Below are 21786 nucleotides of genomic sequence, written 5' to 3'. Positions count from 1 at the left end.
TCAGCTGCCGGGCACGATCACGGCACGGCCGCGCACCTCGTTGGCGTGCAGCCGCTCGTACGCCTTCGGCGCCTCGTCCAGGCTGTACGTCTCGACGTGCACGGTGACGTCGCCGTGCCGCGCCAGGTCGTAGACCTCGATGAGTTCGCTGCGGCTGCCCCAGTAGGGGGCGGTGACCACCGTCTCGTAGGCCGTGGTGCCGAAACCGACCTCGACCGAACCGCCGCCGATGCCGACGATCGTCACGTCGCTCTCGACCCCCGCGCACTGCTGGGCGATGGCGGTGGTCGGCGGGACTCCGGCGAAGTCGAAGACGGCGTCCGCGCCCCGCCCGCCGGTCAGCTCGCGGATGCGCTCGACCGCCTTGTCGTCCGAGATCAGCGTCTCGTGGGCGCCGACCTCGCGGGCCAGCGCCAGCTTCTCCTCGGAGACGTCCAGCGCGATCACCCGGGCCCCGGTCATGGCCCGCAGCAGCTGGATGCCGACATGGCCGAGGCCGCCCGCGCCGATGACCACGGCCGTCGAACCAGGCACCAGCTTCGGCAGCGACCGCTTGATCGCGTGGTACGGGGTGAGGCCCGCGTCGGTCAGCGGCACGGTCCGCACCGGGTCGAGCTCGCCGAGCGGGATCAGGTGCCGGGGGTCGTCGACGATCATGTACTCCGCCATGGCGCCGGGTGCGCCCAGCCCGGGCGGGCGGATGTTCAGCTCCTCGGCGCGCAGGCAGTAGTTCTCCTTGCCCTGCGCGCACTTCACGCAGGCGCCGCAGCCCCAGGGCCCGTAGACGACGACGGCGTCGCCCGGCCGCACCGTGTCGACGCCCTCGCCGACCTCGGCCACCACCCCGGCGCCCTCGTGGCCCAGGGTCAGCGGCAGCGGGAAGGGCAGCTGCTCCGCGGTCCAGCCCATCACCGCGATGTCGGAGTGGCAGACGCCGGCGGCGGTCACCTTGAGCAGCACCTCGCCGGGGCCCGGCCGCGGCACGGGTATCTCCACCACCTCGGGCGCCGCGCCCACCTCGCGGTACTGGACCGCCTTCATCGTCTCGGGGAGCTTCTCGGGCTGGCTCATGGCTCTCCTTCGCGTCCGTCCCCCAGGCCCGTACGGCCACCTCCCAGCCTCACGCCTCTCCCCCGATCCCGCGATCCGGGGACGGGGCAGGCGGGCCGGTCCTACGGAAACGCCTCCCGCTGCGGCTCGACCGGCAGGGGGCTGAGGGCCAGGAGGGTGAGGTCGTCGGCTTCCCAGCGGGTACCGGCGATGTGGCGGGCCACGGCGTGGCGGACGTGGCGCACCAGGCGGTCCGGCCGGGCGAGGCCCGGGTCCTCGGCGAGCGCCCGCTCCAGGTCCTGCTGGAGCGGGTAGAAGACGCCGTCCCGGTCACGGGCCTCGGTGACGCCGTCGGTGAAGAGCAGCAGCGTCTCGCCGGGGGCCAGCCCGTCGCGGACGACCCGCGGCCCGCCGTCCTCCGGCCTGTCGCAGGCCAGCTCCCCCATGCCCAGCGGGACCCCGCCCGAGGAGCGCAGGGGCCGCACGCCGTCCGGCCCGACCGCCAGCGGTGCGTCATGGCCCAGCGTCACGATCTCGATCCCGGCGACGCCGCGCCGGACCGTGCCCGGCTCCACCGGGTCGAAGGAGAGCACCACCGCCGTCGCGAACCGCTCGCCCCCCTCGTCCTGCCCCAGATAACGCGTGTACGCCTGCTGCCGCTTCATCCGGGTCTCCAGCCGCCGCGCCACGTCCCGCAGCCTGCCCTCGTGATACCCGGCCTCGCGGAAGGTGCCGAGCAGTACGGCGGAGGCGGCGACGGCGCCGAGGCCCTTGCCCTGGACGTCGCCGAGGATCACCCGGGTCCCGTACCGGCTCGGCTGGAGGTCGTAGAAGTCCCCGCCCACCCGGGCGACGTGGTCGGCGGTGACGTACACCGCCGACCAGTCCAGCCCGCCCCAGTGATAGGGCAGCGGCCGCAGCACGGTGTCGCGGACGACGTCGGCGGCGAGACTGAGCTTGGCGGTGCGTCTCTCGTTGGCCCGGCGGACGGCGCTGGCCCCCACCGACACCACGCCCGCCGCGGCGACCAGCAGAAGCCCGGGCAGCCCGGTCTCCGGGCCCGGCCGCAGCGCCCAGTCGATGAGCAGGTAGGCCCCGACGGAGAGGGCCGAGAAGAGGGCGGTCGCCCCCACCCCCGCGAGCGCGGCCGTCAGGGCGGGGACCATCACCACCCAGGCAATCATCCGGAAGCTTCTGCCGGTCCACAGGTCGCCGAGGACGATCAGGACGAGGAGCAGCGCGGGCAGGGCCCAGACGGCGTGCCGGCCGTGCAGCCAGGGCAGCGGGCGGTCGGGGACGCGACCGGAGCGCATCTGCGTCGTCGCGTCTCCCGGCAACCGCCGCATGGCCCTGTCCTCCCGGTCGCTTCCCGCCGTCCGCCGCAGGGCGGACGGTGTCAGTACGCCACCGAGATCCGGGTGCGCGGATGGCGGTGCTGCTCCGCCTCGTCGACGACGGCCACCGCGAAGTCCTCGGCGCTGATCCGCGAGGCGTGGCTGCCGCCCGCCCCCTCGGCCGTCAGCAGGGTGTCGCCGCCGATCCGGTAGTGCCCGGTCCGCTCGCCCGGCCCGATCTCCGGCGCGGGGGAGATGTACGTCCAGTCCAGCCCCGGGTCGTCGATGTCCCGGTAGAACCAGAGAACGTCCTGCTGGGCCAGCGCCTCCGGCCGGTACGCCTCGGGGAACCCCTCCTCCTCGACCAGCGGCCGGTCCGGGGCCACCTCCAGGCTCGCCGCGCCGCCGACCACGACCAGCCGCCCCGCGCCGGGGCCGGTGGCGGGCCCCGGAGTCGTGGCGGCGGCCGCGCTCACCCCCTCGGCCAGCGCGACGTTGACCGCGAGGAAGACCTCGCCCGGGTCGGAGCCGTCGCGAGGCGGTGCGACGGCGGAGATGACCGCGTCGGCGCCGGCCGCCAGTTCGCGGACCCGATCCGGGTCGCCCGCGTCGCCCGCCGTCACCACCGCCCCGGGCACGGGGGCCGCCCCGCTCCGGCTCACCGCCAGCACCTGATGGCCCCGGTGCACCGCCTCGGCGGTGATCCGGCTGCCGATCATGCCGGTGGCCCCGAACACCACGATCTTCATCGGGAGCTCTCCCTCACGTCCCTCAGGATCGCCATCTGGCGCCTTCCACTTGGTCGTTCCGGCCGGCGGGGCGCCCGAGGGAGCCAACCGCCCGGTCCTCGTGGATGTTTCACGTGAAACATCCATGATCGCCCGTGATGGCCTCGATGTTTCACGTGAAACATCTGCGTGTGTTTCACGTGAAACATCCGTGCCCGCCCGGCCGTCCGCCGCGTTCCGCCCACGGCGGCGGCGTCCGGCGCCAGAGGCCGATTCCGTCAGCGAACCACGCCCCTGTCACCCCCGCACCTCGTACGGCCCGGGCCTCCCGAGTTGCCGCCGCACGCCCGGCGGTGTGCCCTGGAAGGAGGCCGCAGACCGGCCGCACCGGAGCCGTGCCCGGGGCGTACCGCCGCCCGGGCCGCCGGGGCAGCGCGGATGCGCGCGCCCGCGGCTCACCGGCTGAGAGGAGCCCGCCATGTCGCACGCCGCCCCGGCCAGGGGAACCACCGGTCGCTCCCACCCCACCTCCCACCACCCCGCGCTGAGCAGGGCGTCGATCGGCTGGCCGCTCCTCCTCGCGGTGCTCTACGGCTGCTGGGGCGCCACCATGCAGCGCGACGCGGGCCCGATCACCTGGCGCAACGTCCTCTTCGGCATCGGCTCCGGGCTGGTCGTCGGTGTCCTCGCCTTCGTCCTGCACAAGGGGATGACCCCGGCCATCCCCCGCGAGGCACGGGCCGCCGTCTGGGCCGTCTTCGGCGGGGCGATCTTCGGCTATCTGCACAGCCTCAGTGGCGCCAGCATCCTGCGGTGCGTGGGGCTGGGGCTCGCCCTGGGCGTGGCCGTCTTCGTCTCGGTCTTCTACCGCTACTACACGAAGGAACCCGCGCCGGAGGGCTCACAGCGGTGACCCGATGAGCCCCCCACGGGTGGCGCCCCACGCGCTCCACCGCTTCGCTGGACTCCGTGAGCAGCCCCGCGAACGCCGCGCGCCCCGCCCGAGCCCCGTCCCGCGCCCGCCGCGCGGGACGGGGCTTCTCGGCGGTCGCCTCCGGGGTGCTGCTGGTCGTCACGGCGCTGCTGGTGCCGCTCGCCATCCTCTCCGGGTGGGCGCGGCTCGACATCGGCGACGCCGACGAGTACGTGGGGACGATGGAGCCGCTCGCCTCGAACGAGCACATCCAGGCGGACATCGCGGCGGCCGTCACCGACCGGGTCATGCGGGAGCTGGACACCGGGCCGCTCCAGGACACGGTCGCCGAGTTCGTGGAGAGCGCCATCCGCTCGTTCACCACCACGGAGACCTTCCGCACCGGCTGGAACGCCGCCAACCGGGAGGCGCACGGCGCCGTCCAGCGCGCCCTGCGCGAGGGCGACGGGAACGGCGCGGTCACTCTCAACCTCGCCCCCATCACCCAGCAGGTGAAGGACCAGCTGGAGGCCGACGGGGTGCCCTTCGCCGACCGGGTCCCGGTGGAGGACGTCGAGGTGACGATCCTGGAGGCGCACCGCTTCCCGGCGGCCCGGCAGAGCTTCCGCCTCCTCCAGGAGGCCGGACTCTGGCTGGCGGGCGCCGCCGTGGTGACGGCCGCCATCGGCATCCTCCTCGCCCGGCGCAAGGTCCGGGCCGCCGTCCTGACCTGTCTCGGCGGGGCGCTGACCTGCGGGGCGCTGCTCATCGGCATCGTGATCGGGCGGCGGGCGACCCTCGACGAGCTGCCGCCGGACGTCTCCGAGGCATCGGCCGCCGCCGTCTTCGACGCCCTGGCGAGCGCCCCGAGAACCCTGGCGTGGGCGGTCCTCGGCGGTCTGCTCGTCCTGGCGCTCGTCCTCGCGGTCCTCGCCGGGCTGCGACGCACCCGCCCAGCCCGGCGCTGACCTGCTTCTCTCCTTGAGGTGACGCCCCGGCTCAGACGCCGATGTCGCCGCCGTCCGCGCGCCACACCGCGACCACCGACGGGCGGACGATCCGCCCGGGTCCGTCCGGCCACTGCGAGGCGGGCTTCTCCACGGAGGCGCCGTCGACCTCGCCCGGGTGCTGCACCGCGACCAGGACCCGCCGGTCCTGGATGACCGGGCCGCAGGTCTCGGCGCCGGTCGGCACGGTGAGGAACTGCTTCAGCTCACCCTTGCGCGGGCCGCTGGTGGCGACGCCGAAGAGGCCGTCGTGGGAGCCGAGGGCGTTGCCGTCGGTGGAGATCCAGAGGTTGCCGTGCGGGTCGAAGGCGACGTTGTCCGGGCAGGAGATCGGGCTGACCTTCTCCTTGGGGAAGCCGGCGAAGTACGTGGCCGGGTCCTCCGGGTCGCCCGCGACGAGGAAGAGCGACCAGGCGAACCGGGTGCTCGTCGGGTCCTCGCGGTACTCGGTCAACTCCAGGACCTGGCCGTGCTTGTTGGCGTTGCGCGGGTTGGCCTCGTCGGCCGGCGCCTTGCCCTCCTTGCCCCGGTCGCTGTTGTTGGTCAGCGCGATGTAGACCTTGCCGGTGCGCGGCGAGGGCTCGACGTCCTCGGGCCGGTCCATCTTGGTGGCGCCGACCTTGTCACCGGCGAGCCGGGTGAAGACGAAGACCTCGGCGGCGCTCATCCCGGGCACGTGCGAGACGTCGCCGCGCGGACCGGCCGTGGCCAGGGGAATCCACTGGCCGGAGCCGTCGAACTCGCCGTCGGCGGGCAGCTTCCCGGTGCCGTCGATCTGGTCGGCGGGCGAGTCGCCGGTGAGCCTGGCGACGTACAGGGTGCCCTCGTCGAGCAGGGTCAGGTTGTGCTCGCGGGCGGCGCGGGAGTCGCCCTTGCGCATCCGCTTCGAGGAGACGAACTTGTAGAAGTAGTCGAACTTCTCGTCGTCGCCCATGTAGACGACCGGCCGCCCGTCGCGGGTCAGCCGGGGCTGCGCCGCCTCGTGCTTGAACCGGCCCAGCGCGGTCCGCTTGCGCGGCGTGGACTCCGGGTCGTACGGGTCGAGTTCGACGACCCAGCCGTGGCGGTTGGCCTCGTTGGGCTCCTGGGAGAGGTCGAAGCGCCGGTCGAACCGCTCCCACTTGCGCTCGGAGGCGCCGCCGGAGATGCCGTACCGCTTGAGGCGGGCGGCGGTCTCGGGGTCGGTGACCTTCTCGGCGTGGGCGAAGTACTGGTTGAAGTTCTCCTCGCCGTGCAGCGTGGTGCCCCACGGGGTGGTGCCGCCCGCGCAGTTGTTGAGGGTGCCGAGAACGGTGGTGCCGCGCCGGTCGGCGCTGGTGCGCAGCAGCGGGTGGCCGGCGGCCGGGCCGGTGACCTCGAAGCGGCTGGTGGTGGTGAGGCGGCGGTTGAGGCGGTGGCGGCGGACCGGGGTGAGCTTGCCGGAGCGGCGCTCCTCCTCCACGACGACCACCGAGAGGCCGTGCGCGGCCCAGGCGATCTCGACCTGCTCGCGGCTGGGGTTCTCCGGGTCGTACCCGGCGAACATCAGGACCTCGTCGGTGTACTCGTGGTTGGCGACCAGGACCTGGCGGCGGGCCCCGCCGTGCTCGCGGCCGCGCTCGTCCAGCGGGAGCAGCGAGAGGAAGTCGTTGTTGTAACCGAACTGCCCCGCCTGCGCCTTGGCGCTCTGGCGTTTCTCGTCGAACTCCGGGGCGCCGCGCAGGATCGGGTCGCCCCAGCGGATGACGACCTCCTGCGCGTACCCCTTCGGGACGCTCACCTGGTCCAGGGTGTTGGGGGCGACCGGGGTGAACCGCAGACCGCGCGCCGCCGTCCCGTTCCCCGTGCCGGGGTGGTGGCCCCCGTGGCCGGGGCGCCCACCGTGGGCGACGGCCCGCTCGGCGCCGGGGCCGACGACGGCGGCACCGGCCGCACCCGCGACCGTGACGACGGCGGCGGCGCGCAGGGCCGACCTTCTGGAGATGACACCGGCGATCACGTCACCGACGTAGGCGTTGTCGCTGGTGTTCGGCGTCTCGTGGAAGCAGGCGTCCCCGCAGCGGAACCGGCAGGTCAGCGCCGAACGGCCGCCAGGGTGCGATCCGATCAGCGGAAGCAGCTTGCGCATGGTCTCCTCCGTCCGGGCCCCGGCACCGGCGCCCGTCTGCGCCGGCCGACCGTGAAAGCCCCGGTCGGCCGCGACGCTAGGAGGGCAGCCGGGCAACGCGGCGGACGCGAGTTGAACGGAGCATGAACCCCCGGCGCACGGGCCCCGGTTGCCCTGTGGTGGAGTACGCCGGGACGGTGCGCGGCGTCACCCGGCCGACCCTCCCCAAGATCACCCGTGCGGGCGGCTAACCTTACGTGTCCGCCCTGGCCAGAACCGGGGGCCCGGGCGTGCCCCGGGACTTCGCCGCGACGGGGACCAACTCACGCGAAGGGTTGCGCAGGTGACTCGGGTGTTCTCGCCGCCGCGTGACCGCGCGGGCTGCCACCGCCGCGAGGCCGGTGGTGCCGCCCTGGCCCGCTTGACCCGCACCGTCTTAGGGACCGTGACCGGTTCCGTCGGTCACACTGCTTGAACCCTGACTCTTCCCCGCACCACCGTTCGCCTCGCCCCACACATCTCGAAGGCTCCGCGTCCCGCCGGACGCGGACCGCCACGCACGTGCAAGATCGGCTGCCGCGCCCTCGTGGCGCAGGGCTGGATTCGATCTCCCACCGGCTGGAGCCGGTGGCCCCCTCGAAAGGAACCTGATGGGCATTCTCAGTCTCCTGCGGAACGCGCTCGGCCGGTCACGCAAGGACCGGGACGCATCCGAGGCCGGTTCCGGCACCGGGACCGAGAACACCACGGCGGTCCCCCCGGCCCGTACCGGTGACGCGTCCCCCGCCGCCGACTCCCCGGCCCCCGCCACCGACGCCCCGGCCGTCCCCCCGGCCCGTGCCGAGGACCCGCTGGCCGTGGACGACGCGGACCACACCCCCGACCTGGTCGCCGCGGCCTTCGACCGCGAGGCGGCCGGCGTGCCGAGCCCCCAGCGCTCGCCCGAGGACGACCCGGACGCCGTCCTCGACACCCCGGCCCCCGCCCCGAAGACCGCCCCGGAGCCGGAGCCCGCCGCCCCGGCCGAGGAGCCGAAGCCCGAGGCCGAGCCGGAGTCCACCGCCCCGGCGGAGGAGGCCCCGGCCGCCGAGCCGACGGCGAAGCCGGAGCCGGAGGCCGCAGCGCCGGCCGCCGAGCCGAAGCCGGCTGCCGAGCCTGAGCCCGAGCCCGAGGCCGCCGCCCCGGAGCCCGCAGCCGAGATCCCGGCCGCCAAGCCGGACGCCCCGGAGGTCCCCGCCGCTGAGCCGGTGGCCGACCCGGCCGAGGCAGAATCGGACGCCACCCGTACGGCCCCGGAGGCCGAGGCCGAGGCCGAGACCGCGACCGAGGCGAAGGACGTGCCCGAGCCGGTCATCGCCGCCGTACCGGCGGACCCGGAGGTGCCCGAGGCCCTGATCACCGAGCCCTCGATCTTCGACCCGAAGCCGGAGGCGGCCCAGCCCACCACCGACCCGGAGCCCGAGCCCGCCGCGGAGCCCGAGCCCGCCCCCGAGCCGGTCGCCGAGTCCGCCCCCGAGCCGGTCGTGGCCACCCGGCCGGAGCCCGCCGAGCCCGTCGAGACGGCCCCCGAGCCCGCGACGGCGGCGACCCCGGCCGTTAAGCCGCACGCGACCGGACTCCCGGTCGCCGACGCCGCCCATGCGCTCGCCGACGCGGGCCTGACCGGGACGAAGGCCAAGGTCTACCTGGTGCTCGACCGCTCCGGCTCGATGCGCGGGTACTACAGGGACGGCAGCGCCCAGTGCCTCGGCGAGCAGGTGCTCGCGCTGGCCACGCACCTCGACCCGGCCGGCGCCCCCGCCGTGCAGGTGGTCTTCTTCTCGACCGACATCGACGGCAAGGGCGAGCTGACCCCTCAGGCGTACGAGGGCCGGATCGACGCGCTGCACGCCGAGTGCGGCCGGATGGGCCGGACCAGCTACCACCGGGCGATCGAGGAGGTCACGGCGCTGCACGAGGCGTCCGGGGCCACCGAGCCCGCGCTGGTGATCTTCCAGACGGACGGTCCGCCGGACGCCAAGACCGCCGCGACGCAGGCGCTCAAGGCGGTCTCCGGCGCGCCCCTGTTCTGGCAGTTCGTGGGCTTCGGCGAGAGCGAGCACAAGAACTTCGAGTACCTACGGAAGCTGAACACCCCGCACACCGGGTACTTCCCGGCCGGCCCGGCTCCCCGCGAGCTGACCGACGCGGAGCTGTACGCCGGGCTCCTCGCCGCCTTCCCCGGGTGGCTGGCGGCCCGCGCCTGACCCCCGCTGACCTGTGCGGCCCCCGGTCTCCGGACCGGGGGCCGCCCGCGTTCCACGCCCTGAAACACGGTGAAGCGATCTTCGGCGGGCCGTTAGGATTTCGCCCATGGCGGCCAATGGAAACGAGAAGCAGGGGACGAAGGCGTTCTACGTCACGACCCCGATCTACTACGTCAACGACGCTCCTCACCTGGGCCACGCCTACACGACCGTCGCAGGCGACGTGCTCACGCGCTGGCACCGTCAGCGCGGCGAGAAGGTGTGGTACCTCACCGGCACGGACGAGCACGGTCAGAAGATCATGCGCACCGCCGACGCCAACGGGGTCAGCCCGCAGGAGTGGTGCGACAAGCTCGTCACGGAGGCGTGGAAGCCCCTGTGGGAGCACCTGGAGATCGCCAACGACGACTTCATCCGCACCACCGAGAAGCGCCACACCGACCGCGTCCAGGAGTTCGTCCAGGACCTGTGGGACAAGGGCGAGATCTACAAGGGCGGCTACGAGGGCCCGTACTGCGTGGGCTGCGAGGAGTACAAGCTCCCCGGTGAGCTGCTCGACGGCGAGGGCGACTTCGCGGGCGAGAAGCTCTGCCCGGTGCACAAGAAGCCGGTGGAGATCCTCAAGGAGGAGAACTACTTCTTCAAGCTGAGCGAGTACGCCCAGCGCCTCCTCGACTTCTACGAGGCCAACCCGGGCTTCATCCAGCCCGAGTCCGCGCGCAACGAGGTCCTGAACTTCGTCCGCCAGGGCCTCACCGACCTGTCGATCTCCCGCTCCACCTTCGACTGGGGCGTCAAGGTCCCGTGGGACGACAAGCACGTCATCTACGTGTGGGTCGACGCCCTGCTGAACTACGCCACGGCCGCCGGGTACGGCGCCGACCAGGCCCGTTTCGACGCCACCTTCCCCGCCGACGTCCACCTCGTCGGCAAGGACATCCTCCGCTTCCACGCGGTGATCTGGCCCGCCATGCTGATGGCGCAGGGCCTCCCGCTCCCCGGCCGGGTCGTCGCCAACGGCTGGCTGCTGGTCGGCGGCGAGAAGATGTCCAAGTCGAACCTGACCGGCATCAAGCCGCAGGACCTGACCTCGCACTTCGGCGTCGACGCGTACCGCTGGTACTTCCTGCGCGCGATCTCCTTCGGCCAGGACGGCTCGTTCTCCTGGGAGGACTTCTCCGCCCGCTACACCAGCGAGCTGGCCAACGACTACGGCAACCTCGCCTCCCGCGTCGCCGCCATGGTGAACAAGTACTTCGGCGGTGAGCTGCCCGCCGCGACCGCCTCCGGCGAGGCCGAGAAGGCGGTCCAGGAGGGCCTGGCGAAGGCCGTCGCCACCGCCGACCGCGCGATCGGGGAGGAGCTGGACTTCCAGTCCGGCATCCTCGCCATCTTCGACTTCGTCAAGCAGGTCAACGGCTACATCACCGAGCAGGAGCCCTGGAAGGTCGCCAAGGACGACAGCGAGGAGGGCCGCGCCCGCCTCGCCACCATCCTGTACACGGCCGCCGAGTCGCTGCGCGCCATGGCCGTCCTGCTCAACCCGGTGATGCCCGACACCTCCCAGAAGCTCTGGGACTCCCTCGGCGCCGAGCCGCACCTCGGCCCGCTCGCCGCCCAGCGCATCGACGAGACCGCCGACTGGGGCCGCCTCCCGGCCGGCGCCACCGTCACCAAGGGCGCCGTCCTCTTCCCCCGCCTGGAGGAGAAGCCGACGGCCTGACCAGCCCTCCCCCGCACGCGGAAGCGGCCGGTCCCCTCACGGGGGCCGGCCGCTTCGGCGTACCCGGAGTGGCTCAGCCCCGCTCCGCCTCGTCCAGGGAGCGGACGAACTTGGTGAGCAGCCGGGCGAACTCCCGCTGCTCGCCCGGCTCCCAGTCGCCCAGCAGCGAGGCGTAGAACCCCTGCCGGGTGCGGTGGGCGGCGGCCACGGCCTGCTCGCCGCTCCCCGTCAGCTCCAGGCAGCTGCGGCGCCCGTCCTCCTGCGAGGCCACCCGGCGTACGAAACCGGACTTGACGGCGTCCGCGACGATCCGGCTGGCCCGCGAGGGGTCGACGGCGAGCCGGTCCGCGACGAACCCCACCGTCACGTCGCGCCCGCCCTCCCCGGTGCCCTCGTCGACGGCGTCGATGACGGCGAGCGTGGTGAGGTCCACCGGCGCCCCGGCGCCCTCCACCGCCGAGCGCGCCAGACTCCGCCGGGACTGCCGGCGCCGAATCCGGGTCATCGCCGCCTCGACGGCGGCCAGCACCGCGTCCCCGGCCTGCGTCTCCTCGCCCTGCCCGGCCCGCCGCGTACCGCTCTGTTCGTCGCCCACGCCCACAGGCTAACGGCGAACGTATGGACCCAGCACTCCTGTGTGTGCGACATTTATGTGCGCAAGTCATGCATGTGCGTACAGCAAGCTACCGTGCCGGCGCCCGGCCTCGTGCCGTGGTGCCCTGCCCCAGGAGGTCGAACATGTCCGCAACCCCTGTCCCCACCCCCACCCCCACCGCCGGTACGGCGCGCGTACGGGCGCTCGCGCTCGTGGGAGCCGTGCTGCTCGCCGGGGTGATCTGGCTGCTCGCCGAGGTGGTCCTCGGTGTCGGGCTGAGAGTCCCGGACGGGCCGGGCTCCACCTCGACCAGCGAGCTGGCCCTGCCGACGGTGCTCGTCGCGGTCGCCGTGGTCTCGCTCGCCGGCTGGGGGCTGCTGGCCCTCCTGGAGCGGTTCACCCGGCGTGCCCGTGGGCTGTGGACCGGCGTCGCCCTGGCGGTGCTGGGGCTGTCGCTTGTCGCGCCGCTCTTCGCGGAAGGGCTGGCCGCAGGGGGCCGGGCGGCACTCGTCTGCCTGCACCTGGCGGTCGGCGCGGTCCTCGTCCCCGCCTACCGGAAGGGAGCGCGCACGCTTTGACATGGGTATGACGCCATACCTATTCTCCTCCTCGTGGAGACGACAGCGCAGACACCGGACGAGGGCGCGGCCGGCCGGCTGGCCCAGGACCTCGCCCTCGTCCTCCCCGCCCTCCACCGCGCCCTGGACCGCCGCGTGGACGCCGACTTCCCGCACCCCAAGCCCGCCGAGGGCCAGATCGCCCTGATGCGGCTGATCCGGGACCGGGAGGGCGTCACCGTCCGGGAGGCGGCCGAGGTGCTGCTGGTCAAGCCCAACAACCTCAGCGCGACGGTGACCCAGATGGTGGCCGCGGGGCTGGTCGAGCGCCGCCGGGACCCGGACGACAAGCGCGTCACCCACCTCCACCTCACCCCGACCGCAGCCGAACGCACCCACGCCGTCGACGAGTTGATCGGCGGGTACGTCGAGCAGGCCCTGGCCGGCCTCAGCGACGGCGAGCGGGGCGCACTCGGCGCCGCCGTCGGAGCCCTGCGCCTGCTGGAGCGCGGACTCCACCCGTCGTCCGCCTCCTGACCCCGCGCCACCGGCCCTGTACGGCCATCCGTCTCTCTCCCCCCCCCCGCGAGGAACACCCATGTCCACCCGGACCCCCGAAGCCCCGCCCGAACCGGCACCCGCACCCCCGTCGTCCACCCGGCGCGGCAACCCCTGGCTGACCCTCATAGCCGTCGCCTTCGGGCTCTTCATGGTGGCCCTGGACGGCTCGGTCGTCTCCATGGCCAACCCGGAGATCGGCCGCGACCTGAACGCCGGCACCGCCGACCTCCAGTGGGTCACCAACTCCTACCTGCTGGCGCTCGCCGCCGCCCTCATCCTCGGCGGCAAACTCGGCGACCGCTTCGGCCGCCGTACGTACTACCTGATCGGCGTCGCCGGCTTCACCCTCGCCTCGGTCGCCATCGGGCTGGCCGGGTCGATCGAGGGCGTCATCGCCTTCCGCGCCGTCCAGGGCTTCTTCGGCGCGCTGCTGATGCCGAACACGCTCGGGCTGCTGCGCGCGGTCTTCCCGCCGAAGAAGTTCGGCATGGCGGTGGGCATCTGGGCGATGGTCTCCTCGGTGTCGACGGCGCTGGGTCCGATCGTCGGCGGCCTGCTGGTCGAGCACGTCAACTGGGAGTCCGTCTTCTTCATCAACGCCCCCGTGGGCGTCCTCGCCCTCGCCTTCAGCGCCTGGGTGCTGCCGCAGGCCAAGGGCGAGGAGGGGCGCGGGACGCGGTTCGACATCCCCGGGGTGGTGCTGCTCGCCCTCGGGCTGCTGCTCGTCGTCTTCGCCGTCGTCAAGGGCGAGACGTGGGGCTGGGCCTCGCCGGCCACCGTGCTGACCCTGCTCGCCGGCCTCGCGGTCCTGGTCGCCTTCGGCCTCTACGAGAACCGGGTCGCCCACCCGCTGCTGCCGATGCGCCTCTTCCGCAACCCGGCGCTGACCGTCGGCACCGTCATCACCGCCGTCAACTTCTTCGTCCTGCTCGGCGTGATCTTCTTCGTCATGCTGTACCTGCAGAACGTGCGCGGCTACAGCCCCGTCGAGTCCGGCGTACGCACCCTCCCGCTCAGCCTCGCCTCGGTCGTCGCCGCCCCGCTCGGCGCCGCCCTCACCGGCCGCTTCGGCGCCCGCCTGACGATGCCGCTCGGCATGCTCCTCCAGGCCGGCGCCTCCCTCGGCATCCTCGGCTGGGGCCTGGACACCGCCTACGCCGTGCTCTGGCCGCCCTTCGTGGCGCTCGGCCTCGGCATCGGCATGGTCATGGCCGCCTCCTCGGACGCCATCGTGGGCAACGCGCCCGTGCGGGACGCGGGGGTCGCGGGCGGCCTCCAGTCCACCGCCCTCCAGGTCGGCGGCGCGCTGGGCACCTCCGTCCTCATCTCCCTGATCAGCAGCCGGGTCTCCGCGACCTTCGGCCCCGAACTGGCCTCCGCCGGCGTCCCGGCCCCGGTCGCCGACGGCCTCGCCGAGGCCAAGGACGCGGTCGCCATGGGCGTGGCCCCGGTAGGCCCCCGCCTCCCCGAATCCCTCCACGGCCCCGTCACGGAGGCGGCCGGCCAGGCTTTCCTCAACGGCGTCCACGCCGCCGCCTGGGTCACGGCCTGCCTGTGCGTGGCGGGGGCGGTGGCTTCGGGGTGGGTGCTGCGGCGCCGCACGCCCGCCTCTGCGAACTAGGCGCCGGGCTCCGCGCTCAGGCCCTCGCCCGGTACTCGTCCCAGCCCCTTGCCGCCGTTGCCAGTCTGGTCGTCCACGGATCGGGGTCGTTTGTGCTGATCTCGGTCCACAGGCGATGGCCGGCGGCGGCGAAGGCGGTGATTCCTGGGGCGGGGGCCGCGGCCCAGGCCAGAGTCCGGGCCGCCCAGCTTTCCGCCGAGGCGGGGCTGTGGCCGGAGGCGATGAGCCAGATGACCCAGTAGGCGGCGTCGAGCCAGGCGGCCCCCCGCGTGGCCCAGGCCCAGTCCACGAGACGGGCTTCCTCGGCGACGAGGACGTTGGTGTTGTTCAGATCGGTGTGCAGAAGATGGTCGCCGGAGAAGAAGGCCAGGTCGGCCGGGTCTCCGGCGTACTCCTTCAGGCGTTGCTCCGCCTGGCGGAGTGAAATGCCGGGGCGGGGCGTTCCGCCGAGCCGGTTCAGCAGGGCGACGACCTTCGGCAGATCCGGGGAGCCGGGTGCGTAGTCGGCGTGGTGGTGGCCGGTCAGGGCTTCGAAGCCGAGGAGGTCCCAGCCGTGGCTCACGACATGCCAGCGCAGTGTGGGAGCCAGCCCCGTGAGGAAGGGGGCGACCGCTGCCTCGCGGGCCTGGGTCCAGACGCGGGGGTGGTCGGTGCGCAGGCCCTTGACGTGCCAGGTGCCGGAGGCCGACGTGAGGCGTACGGCGATTTCGCTGTTGAACCCCTCGGCCACCTCTTCGGCGTGGAGCAGCGGTCCGGTGTGCTCCTCGACCGCAGCCCGTACGGCGGACGGAAGCTGGTCGACAGAGAAACGGGCAGTGGGCATGCGGCGCCTTTCCTCGGTTCGCCGGTGCGTCGGCCGGGGCCCGCCGTGCACATGCCGACGAGCCCCGACGCTCTCACCTGTCTGAACGACTACCGGTAAGGGTTGTCGTCGTTGCAGCCCGGGACGGCCCCCTCGGTCAGCGTCTCCAGGTCGTCGAGGAGTACGACTTCCTCCGGCTCCCGCAGGGCAGTCGGCGGGCTCGTGATCTCCACCATGACAGCGGTCATCGACGGTCTTCCTTTCCGTGTCGGCAATAGGTGTTGAGTGGTGCCTTCGCCTCCTGGTACGCCTTGGCGAGCGGTCGGCAGACCCGGCAGGTGCCGGAGAGCAGACAGCCGCCGCAGCCACCGGTGCGAAGCATCTGGGCATCGGCGATGCGGGGGAGACGGCGGAGCCCGTCCAGGCCCTCGGTGACCAGGTCGACGGGGTTTTCGCGGCCGACCTTGCACATGGTGGCCTGGCCGTGCGGGTCGACGTGGAAGAAGGTGTGACCGGCGGGACAGTCCTGGAAGACACTCGTCTTGTCCAGGAATTCTGGTGCTTGCGCGGCCAGCGGTTCGGGGCCGCCCGTGTACGTGGGAGAGATGGTGCCGTACTCGGTGCGACGGGCACCGTAACGGTCGGCGAAGGCGCGCATGGCGTGGACCTCGTGGGCGTTGTGCCGGGTGATGATCAACGCGAGCTCGAGAGGGATGCGTGCTTCCCGAGCGGCGTCGAGCCCTTTCTCCACGAGCCGGAAGGCTCCCTTCCTGCGCGTCAGGGAGTCGAAGCTGTCGGGCGTGGCGCCGTAGAGGGACACCGTCACTTTGTGCGGCGGCCGGTTCCTGAACATGGCGATGATCTCGGGGTGGTGCAGCCGGGAGCCGTTGGTCAGGATCTCGATGAGCATGCCGGAGTCGTACGCGAGGACGTAGGCATCCACGAAGTCACGGTCGATCAGCGGCTCGCCGCCGGTGAACTGGAGCCAGAGCACTCCCGCGTCGCGCAGAAGGCGCAACAACCGCGCCTTCCCGTCCCAGGGCAGGCCCTCGAACTTCCTCTCCGCGAGGTAGCAGTGCTCGCAGTTGAAGTTGCAGCCCTTGTTGATCTCCCAGGTGGCCCGTCCGTAGCCGAGGGGCGTCTGTGGGCGTACGAGGACGGCGTTCCGGAACGGTGTGGCGGTGAGGTCGAGGTCCCATGCTTTCCGTGCGCCCTCCACGAGCCACCTGGGCACGGGACGGCCGCTGTCGGCGAGGGCGGCGAGTTCGCCGTACTTCGCGCGGGGCAGTCTCATGCCGGCCCGGATGCCCGGGCGGGCGACGAGGAAGGTGCCGTTGTAAGGGCTCACGATCAACTGGTGCACGAGATCTCCTCGCTGTACGCGGGTACGTCCCAGGTGTGCCGCTCGGGGTGCCCGGAGTACAGGCAGCAGGCGTCGGCGTCGGTGTCGAGGGGCGGCACCGGGCAGTCGGGCAGCGTGACGGCCTCCGCAGTGCCGCCCTCGTCCCAGCGGAGCCACAGGGCCGCGTACGGTTCGGTCTCGGCCAGCAGGCCGAGGTGCTTACCGGTGCTGTGCGGCGGCAACTGGCACCGCACGGCCCTCTCGAACCAGCAGGCGGACCAGAGGGCGGTCAACACCTCGACCGGTACCCGGCGCCGGTGTGCGCAGCGCATCACGTCACCGGGCCGTGAGCGGCTTGCGGCTGTCGGGCGCGGCAGCCCTGGCACTGGCACGGCGGGTACCGCTCACGGCTCACCGACGCCGGCCTCGCCCGGCTCACGCGCACCCTCGTCGTGGGGCCCCACGTGCGGCCGGAGTCGCGCGAGATCCGCAGCGTCATCCGTACCTCGTCCTCGTTCTGTCCGTTCGCCATGACTCGAGGATTTCGGGCAGCAGGCAGAGCGGAAAAGGTCCAACGGGTTACCCAACGTGGATAACATCACTGTCCGTTCACCTTTCGCAGCGATCCGTGGTCCCGTATCGGAGCGTGCCGATGTCCGAGCTGCCTCACTCACCGGAACTTCCGGCCGGTCTGCTGACGGACCCGGCAATGATCGACGCGTGCCGACGCCGGGATTTCGGCGCGGTCTTCCGGCTCGTGAAGGCCCGGGCGGGCGTCTACCCGTCGATGATCGCGCGGCGGTGCGATCTCACCCCGAGCCGCGTCGGTGAAGTAATGGCGGGACGACGGCAGTTGGTGCACATGGATGTTGTCGAGCAGATCGCCGACGGCTTGCGCATTCCTGGGCACATGCTCGGCCTCGCCCGGCGCGCCTGGGAGACGCCACCGTGCCTGGACGTTCCGGCGCAACGGCCCGGTGCCCCGGGTCTGTCCGGGGAGCCGGTCGCGGCCGGCCTTCCCGGAACGGACATCGACAGTGTCCTCGCCCTGGCGGCCGACCACCGCCCCGGTGCGGCCACACTGGAAGCGCTGCACTCCTCCATCACCGACTACTGGCGCCGGGACGACGAGCACGGTGGCGAGACCTTACGGCCCGCCGTCGTCGGCCAACTCCGTTACGTGCTGGGGCTTCTCAGGGAGCAGCCGTACGTTCCGGTGCGGGACGGCCTGTACGGCATCGCTGCGGAGCTGGCCAGGCTCACGGGGTGGACGTACTTCGACGCCCGCCAGTACCACCAGGCCCGTGCCTACTTCACCGAGGCCCTCGGACTCGCCAAGGCTGCGGACGACCGGCTGTTCATGGCCAACGTCCTCGCCTGCATGAGCCTGAAGGCCACGTACCAGGAACGGCCGGGAGACGCCCTCGCTCTGGTTTCGGCGGCCCGGGACCAGGTCCGGTACGCGGAAGGAACGACGCCCAAGGTTCTGGCCATGCTCGCCACGCGGGAGGCGTTCGCCCATGCGGCCCTCGGAGACCGGGCGGCGACCCACCGCTCCCTCGCGGAGGCGCACACGTCCTTCGGCCGGATCGGCACGGGCGATCCCGACCCGGCCTGGGTGGCGTACTTCGACGAGACGAAACTCGCCGTCGACACCGGTATCGCACACGGCAGGCTCGGCGACGCGGAACTCGCCGAGCCTCTCATCACCGACGCCCTCGGTCGTGAGCAGCACAGCAACCACCGGGGCCGCGCGTTCCACGCCTTCTGGCTCGCCCGCACCCAGCTCCAGCGGGGCAAGCTGGACGAGGCGTGCCACACGGCGACGGAGGCGCTGACCCCGGCGGCCGCCACCGCCTCCCGGCGCGTCGCGGACCACCTGCGCGAGTTCTACGGCGAACTGGCGCCACACCGCCGCGAACCGGTGGTCCTCGACTTCGAGGCGCGGCTGCGCGAGACGCTGCCCGGTGGGCTCAGCGCGTCGCCTCGTCCATGAGGACGTACATCAGTCCGACGAGGGCCCCGCTGCTGACCACCTCGCGGCGGTCGATCATCGCCCGCACGTCCGCGAGCGGAATCCACTCGATGCGGTCCGACTCGTTCTTCTCCGTGGGCGGCCCGGCGTACGTCGCACCCTCGGCGAGGAAGACGTGGTGCTTCGAGTCGGTGATGCCGTTGGCCGGTTCGGCGTAGACGAGCGGCTTGACCGGGCCTACCTGCCAGCCGGTCTCCTCCAGCACCTCGCGGGCGGCGGCCTCGGCGGGCGTCTCCCCCTCCTCGATCAGGCCCATCGGCAACTCCCAGGCCCAGGCGTCGGTGATGAAGCGGTGCCGCCACATCATCAGGACCTCGCGGCGCTTGTTCACCACCACGGCCACCGCCAGGTGCCGCATCTTGACGACGTGGTGTTCCCACCGGTGCCCGTCCGGGGTCTCCACGTCGGTGAGCCAGAGGTTCACCCACTTGTTCTCGTAGATCGGACGTTCCCCGTGGGTCTTCCACTGCATCGCTGCGGCCCCTCTCGATCAGCCTTCAGGATGGCAGAGCCAGGGCACGGGGGCGGCGGTTTTCGGCTTACTTCGTGTCGGGGTGACGATTAGCGCCGGACGCCCGGACCGAGCACCTGGTCCGAGGGCGCCCCACCTCACCCCGCCAGGAACCCCATCGCCGTGGCAGCCCCCGCCGCCGTCCCCGCGCACACCTGCCCCACCGTGTGGTACCCCAGCGCCACCCGCGACCAGCACACCGCACCCGCCAGCGCGTAGGCGGCGAGCCATGCCGGATGGTGCACCACGGCCAGCTGGGCCACCACGGCCGAGGCGACGGCGGCGTCGACGGAGATCTTCCAGACGGTGTTGACGGCGAGCAGGACGATGGTCATGGCCCAGAGGGCCAGCATGGTGACGAGGATGTCGCGGGGGGCGTTCCCGGCCACCATGACCAGGGAACCGGCGCCGATGGAGCCGAGGATGACGAAGAAGATCGGGGCGCGCTTGGTGCGGTCGACCACGTGGCGGTCGCCCCAGGCGCCGCGCCCGCGCTGCCATTCGATGTAGCCGGCGGGTATGAGGCCGGCGCAGAGTGCCCCGAGGAACCCCCAGAGGAGCCCGGACCAGTGTCCGCCGGCCGCCGCGAGGCCGATGCCGAGCATCCCGGCGAGGAGGACGTTGCGGGGCTGGAGGACGTCGGTGACGCGGCGGGCGGTGAGGTTCTCCGGCGTTCCGGGCTCGGTGGGGGCGGTGCTGGTGGTCATCGGGTCGGCTGCTCCGGGGAGTTCGGGGTGGCGGCGGCCTCGCCCGCGCGGGCGGCGGCGAGGACGGCGGTGGTGCGGGCGGCGGGGATGGTGCGGCAGGCGGCGGCGACCCGGACGAGCCAGGCGACCTCGCCCTCCTGGTCCTCGGCCTGCCGCGGGTCGGTGGCGGGGGCGGCGGGCCCGGCGGGTACGCCCTCGGCGTGGGCGGCGAGGGCGGCCCGTATCCAGTGTGCGTCGGTGCGCGGGCCCCGCTCGTCGGGGTCGGCGGTGTCCTCGGCGGCGGCGGTGCGGGCGGCGTCGGCCAGGTGGCCGGGCGCGTAGTGGCGCAGCTTCTCGACGGCGTCGGCGATGTCGGCGGACCAGCGGTCGACGCGCAGGTCGGCCGGGGTGTCGAAGCGGGTGACCTCGCGCAGCAGGGAGGCGGGCGGGGCGAAGGGCTGCTCGGGGAAGGCGGTCATCAGCTCGCGCCAGAGCGGGTGCAGCCGGGCCTGGGCGCGCCAGAGGCGGGCGCGGCGCAGGCCGGTGGAGAAGGCGGGCAGCGAGGCGCCGACGGCGAACAGGACGAAGAGCAGGACCTGTCCGGCCTCGGTGACCTTGTCGAAGGTGTCGGCGAACTCCACACTCGGCTGGTCGACGACGCTGACCCACATGAACAGGGTGCGGCTGGCGGTGTAGGCGACGCCGATGAACATGGCGGCGGTCATCATCGACAGGCCGACGCGCAGGTGGCGGGCGGTGGCGTCGGCGGTGGCCAGCTTCCACTGGTAGGCGCAGACGGCACTGGCGGCGCCGAGGTAGACGTAGAAGACCGTCATGTAGAGGGTGGCGCCGGGCTGGCCCGCGTGGTCGGAGACGAAGCGGTCGGAGGGGACCGAGCGGTCGACGACGGTGAAGAAGAGGACGGTCAGCAGGATGAGGGTGGCGACCGACGCCTTGGCGGCGACGCGCTGCACGAGGCGGGCGAAGCGGACGTGGCGGGGGACGGCGCCCCGGTCCGGGTAGCGGCCGTAGATGGCGACGATGTAGCTGAGGATGGCGAGGATCGCGATGGTCGCCGTGTAGTGCTTGATGAGGACGGCGAGGTCGGTGACCGGGCTGTCGTTGAGCGTGGTGCGGACGAACTCGGTCTTGGTCCACAGGGCGGCGGCGAATCCGGCGTAGCAGCCCCACAGGGCGCGTCTGCGGCGGTCCTCCTCGTCCCCCCAGAGGGCCGCCGGCATCCGCCACAGGGCGACGGCCGTCATCAGCACGGCGACGAGGTATCCGGCCAGATCGAGGGTGCTCACACGGGGTCCTTGGGTGGGGGGTCGCTCGGCCCGGCGGGGGACCGGGCGGTGGGGGCCGTCCGAGGTTAGTGCGTCAGGGCCTCCGCCGGAACAGGGAACGGGCCCCGCGCCGGTGGGAGACGGGCCGGGCAAGGGAGTTGGCGAGGCGGCCCATCATGTCGTCGCCCGCCACGTCGCGGGCCATGCGCGGGATGAGGGAGGCCCCGAACTCCGCGACCCGCTCGTCGTGGGTGTCGTAGACGGCACGGGCCTGCACGGGTCCGTCGAGGCCGGGGAGGGGGCCGTCGTCGGGGGCGGGAGGCCCGGCGTCCGGCGGGCGGCCCAGGACGCGGCCGATCAGGCTGGCGTCGAAGACGGGGAGGAGGCGGCGGAGCTGGTCGCCGTCGAGGCTGGTGCCGTGGTCGAACCACTCGTGGCACAGCTCGTGCAGGATGACGTGCTGCGTCTGGTAGGCGGTGGGGCGTCTGCGGTACAGGACGAAGCTGGTGGCGGGGGTCTTCAGCCGCAGCCCGCAGGCGGAGTGGACGCGCGTGAGGTGGTCGGGGATCTCGTGCAGGACGATGGTGCGCCCCCGGGCGGCCTCCATGTTGGCGACGAGGCCGGCTATCCCGAAGGGCGACGGTATCGGCAGGTCGGCGAGGCCGTCCTCGCACTCCTTGCGCAGCGCGCGCAGCGACATGGC

Annotated in this window: 21 protein-coding genes; 8 read left to right on the top strand and 13 right to left on the bottom strand. The window is 73.0% G+C overall.

What is annotated here, in order from left to right:
• From IF45_RS0111295 to IF45_RS0111285, 3 genes are all read right to left on the bottom strand, one after another.
• On the bottom strand, window positions 1–1041 hold the full coding sequence (locus IF45_RS0111295; RefSeq protein ID WP_030307120.1) for an NAD(P)-dependent alcohol dehydrogenase: 1041 nt from the start codon (window positions 1039–1041) through the stop codon (window positions 1–3).
• Between the two features lie 131 nt (window positions 1042–1172).
• Window positions 1173–2396 carry a PP2C family protein-serine/threonine phosphatase gene (locus IF45_RS0111290; RefSeq protein WP_030307112.1) on the bottom strand — a complete coding sequence of 408 codons (1224 nt, stop codon included), beginning with the start codon at window positions 2394–2396 and terminating at the stop codon, window positions 1173–1175.
• Between the two features lie 50 nt (window positions 2397–2446).
• Entirely contained in the window at window positions 2447–3133 is a 687-nt protein-coding gene (locus IF45_RS0111285; protein ID WP_008416056.1) for an NAD(P)-dependent oxidoreductase, read from the bottom strand.
• Window positions 3134–3590: 457 nt separating this feature from the next.
• On the opposite strand from IF45_RS0111285, the gene IF45_RS0111280 reads away from it, so the two are divergent.
• The gene (locus IF45_RS0111280; RefSeq protein ID WP_003949270.1) at window positions 3591–4025 is read left to right on the top strand and encodes a COX20 family protein; all 435 of its coding nucleotides are present in this window, start codon (window positions 3591–3593) and stop codon (window positions 4023–4025) included.
• A gap of 56 nt (window positions 4026–4081) precedes the next feature.
• Window positions 4082–4993, top strand: coding sequence for a hypothetical protein (locus IF45_RS0111275; protein WP_030307110.1), 912 nt, complete (start codon window positions 4082–4084; stop codon window positions 4991–4993).
• A gap of 31 nt (window positions 4994–5024) precedes the next feature.
• On the opposite strand, the gene IF45_RS0111270 is transcribed toward IF45_RS0111275, so the two are convergent.
• The gene (locus IF45_RS0111270) at window positions 5025–7139 is read right to left on the bottom strand and encodes a PhoX family protein (RefSeq protein ID WP_030307107.1); all 2115 of its coding nucleotides are present in this window, start codon (window positions 7137–7139) and stop codon (window positions 5025–5027) included.
• Window positions 7140–7768: 629 nt separating this feature from the next.
• Here IF45_RS0111270 and IF45_RS0111265 point away from each other — a divergent pair.
• Window positions 7769–9364: a VWA domain-containing protein gene (locus tag IF45_RS0111265; RefSeq protein ID WP_030307105.1), complete on the top strand. Its 1596-nt coding sequence runs from the start codon at window positions 7769–7771 to the stop codon at window positions 9362–9364.
• 106 nt (window positions 9365–9470) lie between these two features.
• Window positions 9471–11087: a methionine--tRNA ligase gene (gene metG / locus IF45_RS0111260; protein WP_003949266.1), complete on the top strand. Its 1617-nt coding sequence runs from the start codon at window positions 9471–9473 to the stop codon at window positions 11085–11087.
• Between the two features lie 73 nt (window positions 11088–11160).
• On the opposite strand, the gene IF45_RS0111255 is transcribed toward metG, so the two are convergent.
• On the bottom strand, window positions 11161–11688 hold the full coding sequence (locus IF45_RS0111255; RefSeq protein WP_018470192.1) for a MarR family winged helix-turn-helix transcriptional regulator: 528 nt from the start codon (window positions 11686–11688) through the stop codon (window positions 11161–11163).
• A 137-nt stretch (window positions 11689–11825) separates the two neighbouring features.
• Between IF45_RS0111255 and IF45_RS0111250 the strand changes: the two genes are divergently transcribed.
• The 3 genes from IF45_RS0111250 (at window position 11826) to IF45_RS0111240 (ending at window position 14421) form a co-directional block, all read left to right on the top strand.
• Entirely contained in the window at window positions 11826–12260 is a 435-nt protein-coding gene (locus IF45_RS0111250) for a DUF6069 family protein (protein WP_030307103.1), read from the top strand.
• A 33-nt stretch (window positions 12261–12293) separates the two neighbouring features.
• Window positions 12294–12776, top strand: coding sequence for a MarR family winged helix-turn-helix transcriptional regulator (locus tag IF45_RS0111245; protein ID WP_030307101.1), 483 nt, complete (start codon window positions 12294–12296; stop codon window positions 12774–12776).
• A 61-nt stretch (window positions 12777–12837) separates the two neighbouring features.
• Window positions 12838–14421, top strand: coding sequence for an MFS transporter (locus IF45_RS0111240; protein ID WP_030307100.1), 1584 nt, complete (start codon window positions 12838–12840; stop codon window positions 14419–14421).
• 16 nt (window positions 14422–14437) lie between these two features.
• On the opposite strand, the gene IF45_RS0111235 is transcribed toward IF45_RS0111240, so the two are convergent.
• The 4 genes from IF45_RS0111235 to IF45_RS0111220 all read right to left on the bottom strand — a co-directional run bounded on the left by IF45_RS0111235 (window position 14438) and on the right by IF45_RS0111220 (window position 16897).
• Window positions 14438–15244 (bottom strand): hypothetical protein, encoded by an 807-nt coding sequence (locus IF45_RS0111235; RefSeq protein ID WP_008415294.1) that lies wholly within the window; start codon window positions 15242–15244, stop codon window positions 14438–14440.
• An 89-nt stretch (window positions 15245–15333) separates the two neighbouring features.
• Window positions 15334–15471 carry a hypothetical protein gene (locus tag IF45_RS33275; protein WP_008415295.1) on the bottom strand — a complete coding sequence of 46 codons (138 nt, stop codon included), beginning with the start codon at window positions 15469–15471 and terminating at the stop codon, window positions 15334–15336.
• The gene (locus IF45_RS0111225) at window positions 15468–16586 is read right to left on the bottom strand and encodes a radical SAM protein (RefSeq protein WP_030307098.1); all 1119 of its coding nucleotides are present in this window, start codon (window positions 16584–16586) and stop codon (window positions 15468–15470) included. Before IF45_RS0111225 ends, IF45_RS33275 begins: the two co-directional genes overlap by 4 nt.
• Entirely contained in the window at window positions 16574–16897 is a 324-nt protein-coding gene (locus IF45_RS0111220) for a hypothetical protein (protein ID WP_037637873.1), read from the bottom strand. Before IF45_RS0111220 ends, IF45_RS0111225 begins: the two co-directional genes overlap by 13 nt.
• Before the next feature lie 320 nt (window positions 16898–17217).
• Between IF45_RS0111220 and IF45_RS0111215 the strand changes: the two genes are divergently transcribed.
• Complete coding sequence (locus tag IF45_RS0111215) at window positions 17218–18561, top strand: helix-turn-helix domain-containing protein (protein WP_030307096.1); 1344 nt, start codon at window positions 17218–17220, stop codon at window positions 18559–18561.
• Here IF45_RS0111215 and IF45_RS0111210 read toward each other — a convergent pair.
• The 4 genes from IF45_RS0111210 to IF45_RS0111195 form a co-directional block, all read right to left on the bottom strand.
• Window positions 18539–19072, bottom strand: a complete 534-nt coding sequence (locus IF45_RS0111210; protein WP_030307095.1) for an NUDIX hydrolase — start codon at window positions 19070–19072, stop codon at window positions 18539–18541. The two genes, IF45_RS0111215 and IF45_RS0111210, sit on opposite strands and share 23 nt — an antisense overlap.
• Window positions 19073–19209: 137 nt before the next feature.
• Complete coding sequence (locus tag IF45_RS0111205; RefSeq protein WP_030307094.1) at window positions 19210–19818, bottom strand: hypothetical protein; 609 nt, start codon at window positions 19816–19818, stop codon at window positions 19210–19212.
• Window positions 19815–21104 (bottom strand): MAB_1171c family putative transporter, encoded by a 1290-nt coding sequence (locus IF45_RS0111200; protein ID WP_030307093.1) that lies wholly within the window; start codon window positions 21102–21104, stop codon window positions 19815–19817. Before IF45_RS0111200 ends, IF45_RS0111205 begins: the two co-directional genes overlap by 4 nt.
• 73 nt (window positions 21105–21177) lie before the next feature.
• Window positions 21178–21783: a hypothetical protein gene (locus tag IF45_RS0111195; RefSeq protein WP_003949259.1), complete on the bottom strand. Its 606-nt coding sequence runs from the start codon at window positions 21781–21783 to the stop codon at window positions 21178–21180.
• Between the last annotated feature and the right edge of the window lie 3 nt (window positions 21784–21786).

Origin of the sequence: Streptomyces albidoflavus, assembly GCF_000719955.1 — a bacterium.
Taxonomy (GTDB): domain Bacteria; phylum Actinomycetota; class Actinomycetes; order Streptomycetales; family Streptomycetaceae; genus Streptomyces; species Streptomyces albidoflavus.
The sequence above is the reverse complement of the archived record's forward strand: the minus strand, read 5'-3'. Positions and strand labels throughout refer to the sequence as shown.

What these genes read in the sequence shown, in the direction of transcription:
- IF45_RS0111290 (WP_030307112.1), bottom strand. Translation starts at nt 2,396, where the DNA reads ATGCGGCGGTTGCCGGGAGACGCGACGACGCAGATGCGCTCCGGTCGC.
- IF45_RS0111195 (WP_003949259.1), bottom strand. Translation starts at nt 21,783, where the DNA reads ATGTCGCTGCGCGCGCTGCGCAAGGAGTGCGAGGACGGCCTCGCCGAC.
- IF45_RS0111205 (WP_030307094.1), bottom strand. Translation starts at nt 19,818, where the DNA reads ATGACCACCAGCACCGCCCCCACCGAGCCCGGAACGCCGGAGAACCTC.
- IF45_RS0111250 (WP_030307103.1), top strand. Translation starts at nt 11,826, where the DNA reads ATGTCCGCAACCCCTGTCCCCACCCCCACCCCCACCGCCGGTACGGCG.
- IF45_RS0111285 (WP_008416056.1), bottom strand. Translation starts at nt 3,133, where the DNA reads ATGAAGATCGTGGTGTTCGGGGCCACCGGCATGATCGGCAGCCGGATC.
- IF45_RS0111295 (WP_030307120.1), bottom strand. Translation starts at nt 1,041, where the DNA reads ATGAAGGCGGTCCAGTACCGCGAGGTGGGCGCGGCGCCCGAGGTGGTG.
- IF45_RS0111280 (WP_003949270.1), top strand. Translation starts at nt 3,591, where the DNA reads ATGTCGCACGCCGCCCCGGCCAGGGGAACCACCGGTCGCTCCCACCCC.
- IF45_RS0111235 (WP_008415294.1), bottom strand. Translation starts at nt 15,244, where the DNA reads ATGCCCACTGCCCGTTTCTCTGTCGACCAGCTTCCGTCCGCCGTACGG.
- IF45_RS0111265 (WP_030307105.1), top strand. Translation starts at nt 7,769, where the DNA reads ATGGGCATTCTCAGTCTCCTGCGGAACGCGCTCGGCCGGTCACGCAAG.
- IF45_RS0111220 (WP_037637873.1), bottom strand. Translation starts at nt 16,897, where the DNA reads ATGCGCTGCGCACACCGGCGCCGGGTACCGGTCGAGGTGTTGACCGCC.
- IF45_RS0111215 (WP_030307096.1), top strand. Translation starts at nt 17,218, where the DNA reads ATGTCCGAGCTGCCTCACTCACCGGAACTTCCGGCCGGTCTGCTGACG.
- metG (WP_003949266.1), top strand. Translation starts at nt 9,471, where the DNA reads ATGGCGGCCAATGGAAACGAGAAGCAGGGGACGAAGGCGTTCTACGTC.
- IF45_RS0111240 (WP_030307100.1), top strand. Translation starts at nt 12,838, where the DNA reads ATGTCCACCCGGACCCCCGAAGCCCCGCCCGAACCGGCACCCGCACCC.
- IF45_RS0111270 (WP_030307107.1), bottom strand. Translation starts at nt 7,139, where the DNA reads ATGCGCAAGCTGCTTCCGCTGATCGGATCGCACCCTGGCGGCCGTTCG.
- IF45_RS0111210 (WP_030307095.1), bottom strand. Translation starts at nt 19,072, where the DNA reads ATGCAGTGGAAGACCCACGGGGAACGTCCGATCTACGAGAACAAGTGG.
- IF45_RS33275 (WP_008415295.1), bottom strand. Translation starts at nt 15,471, where the DNA reads ATGACCGCTGTCATGGTGGAGATCACGAGCCCGCCGACTGCCCTGCGG.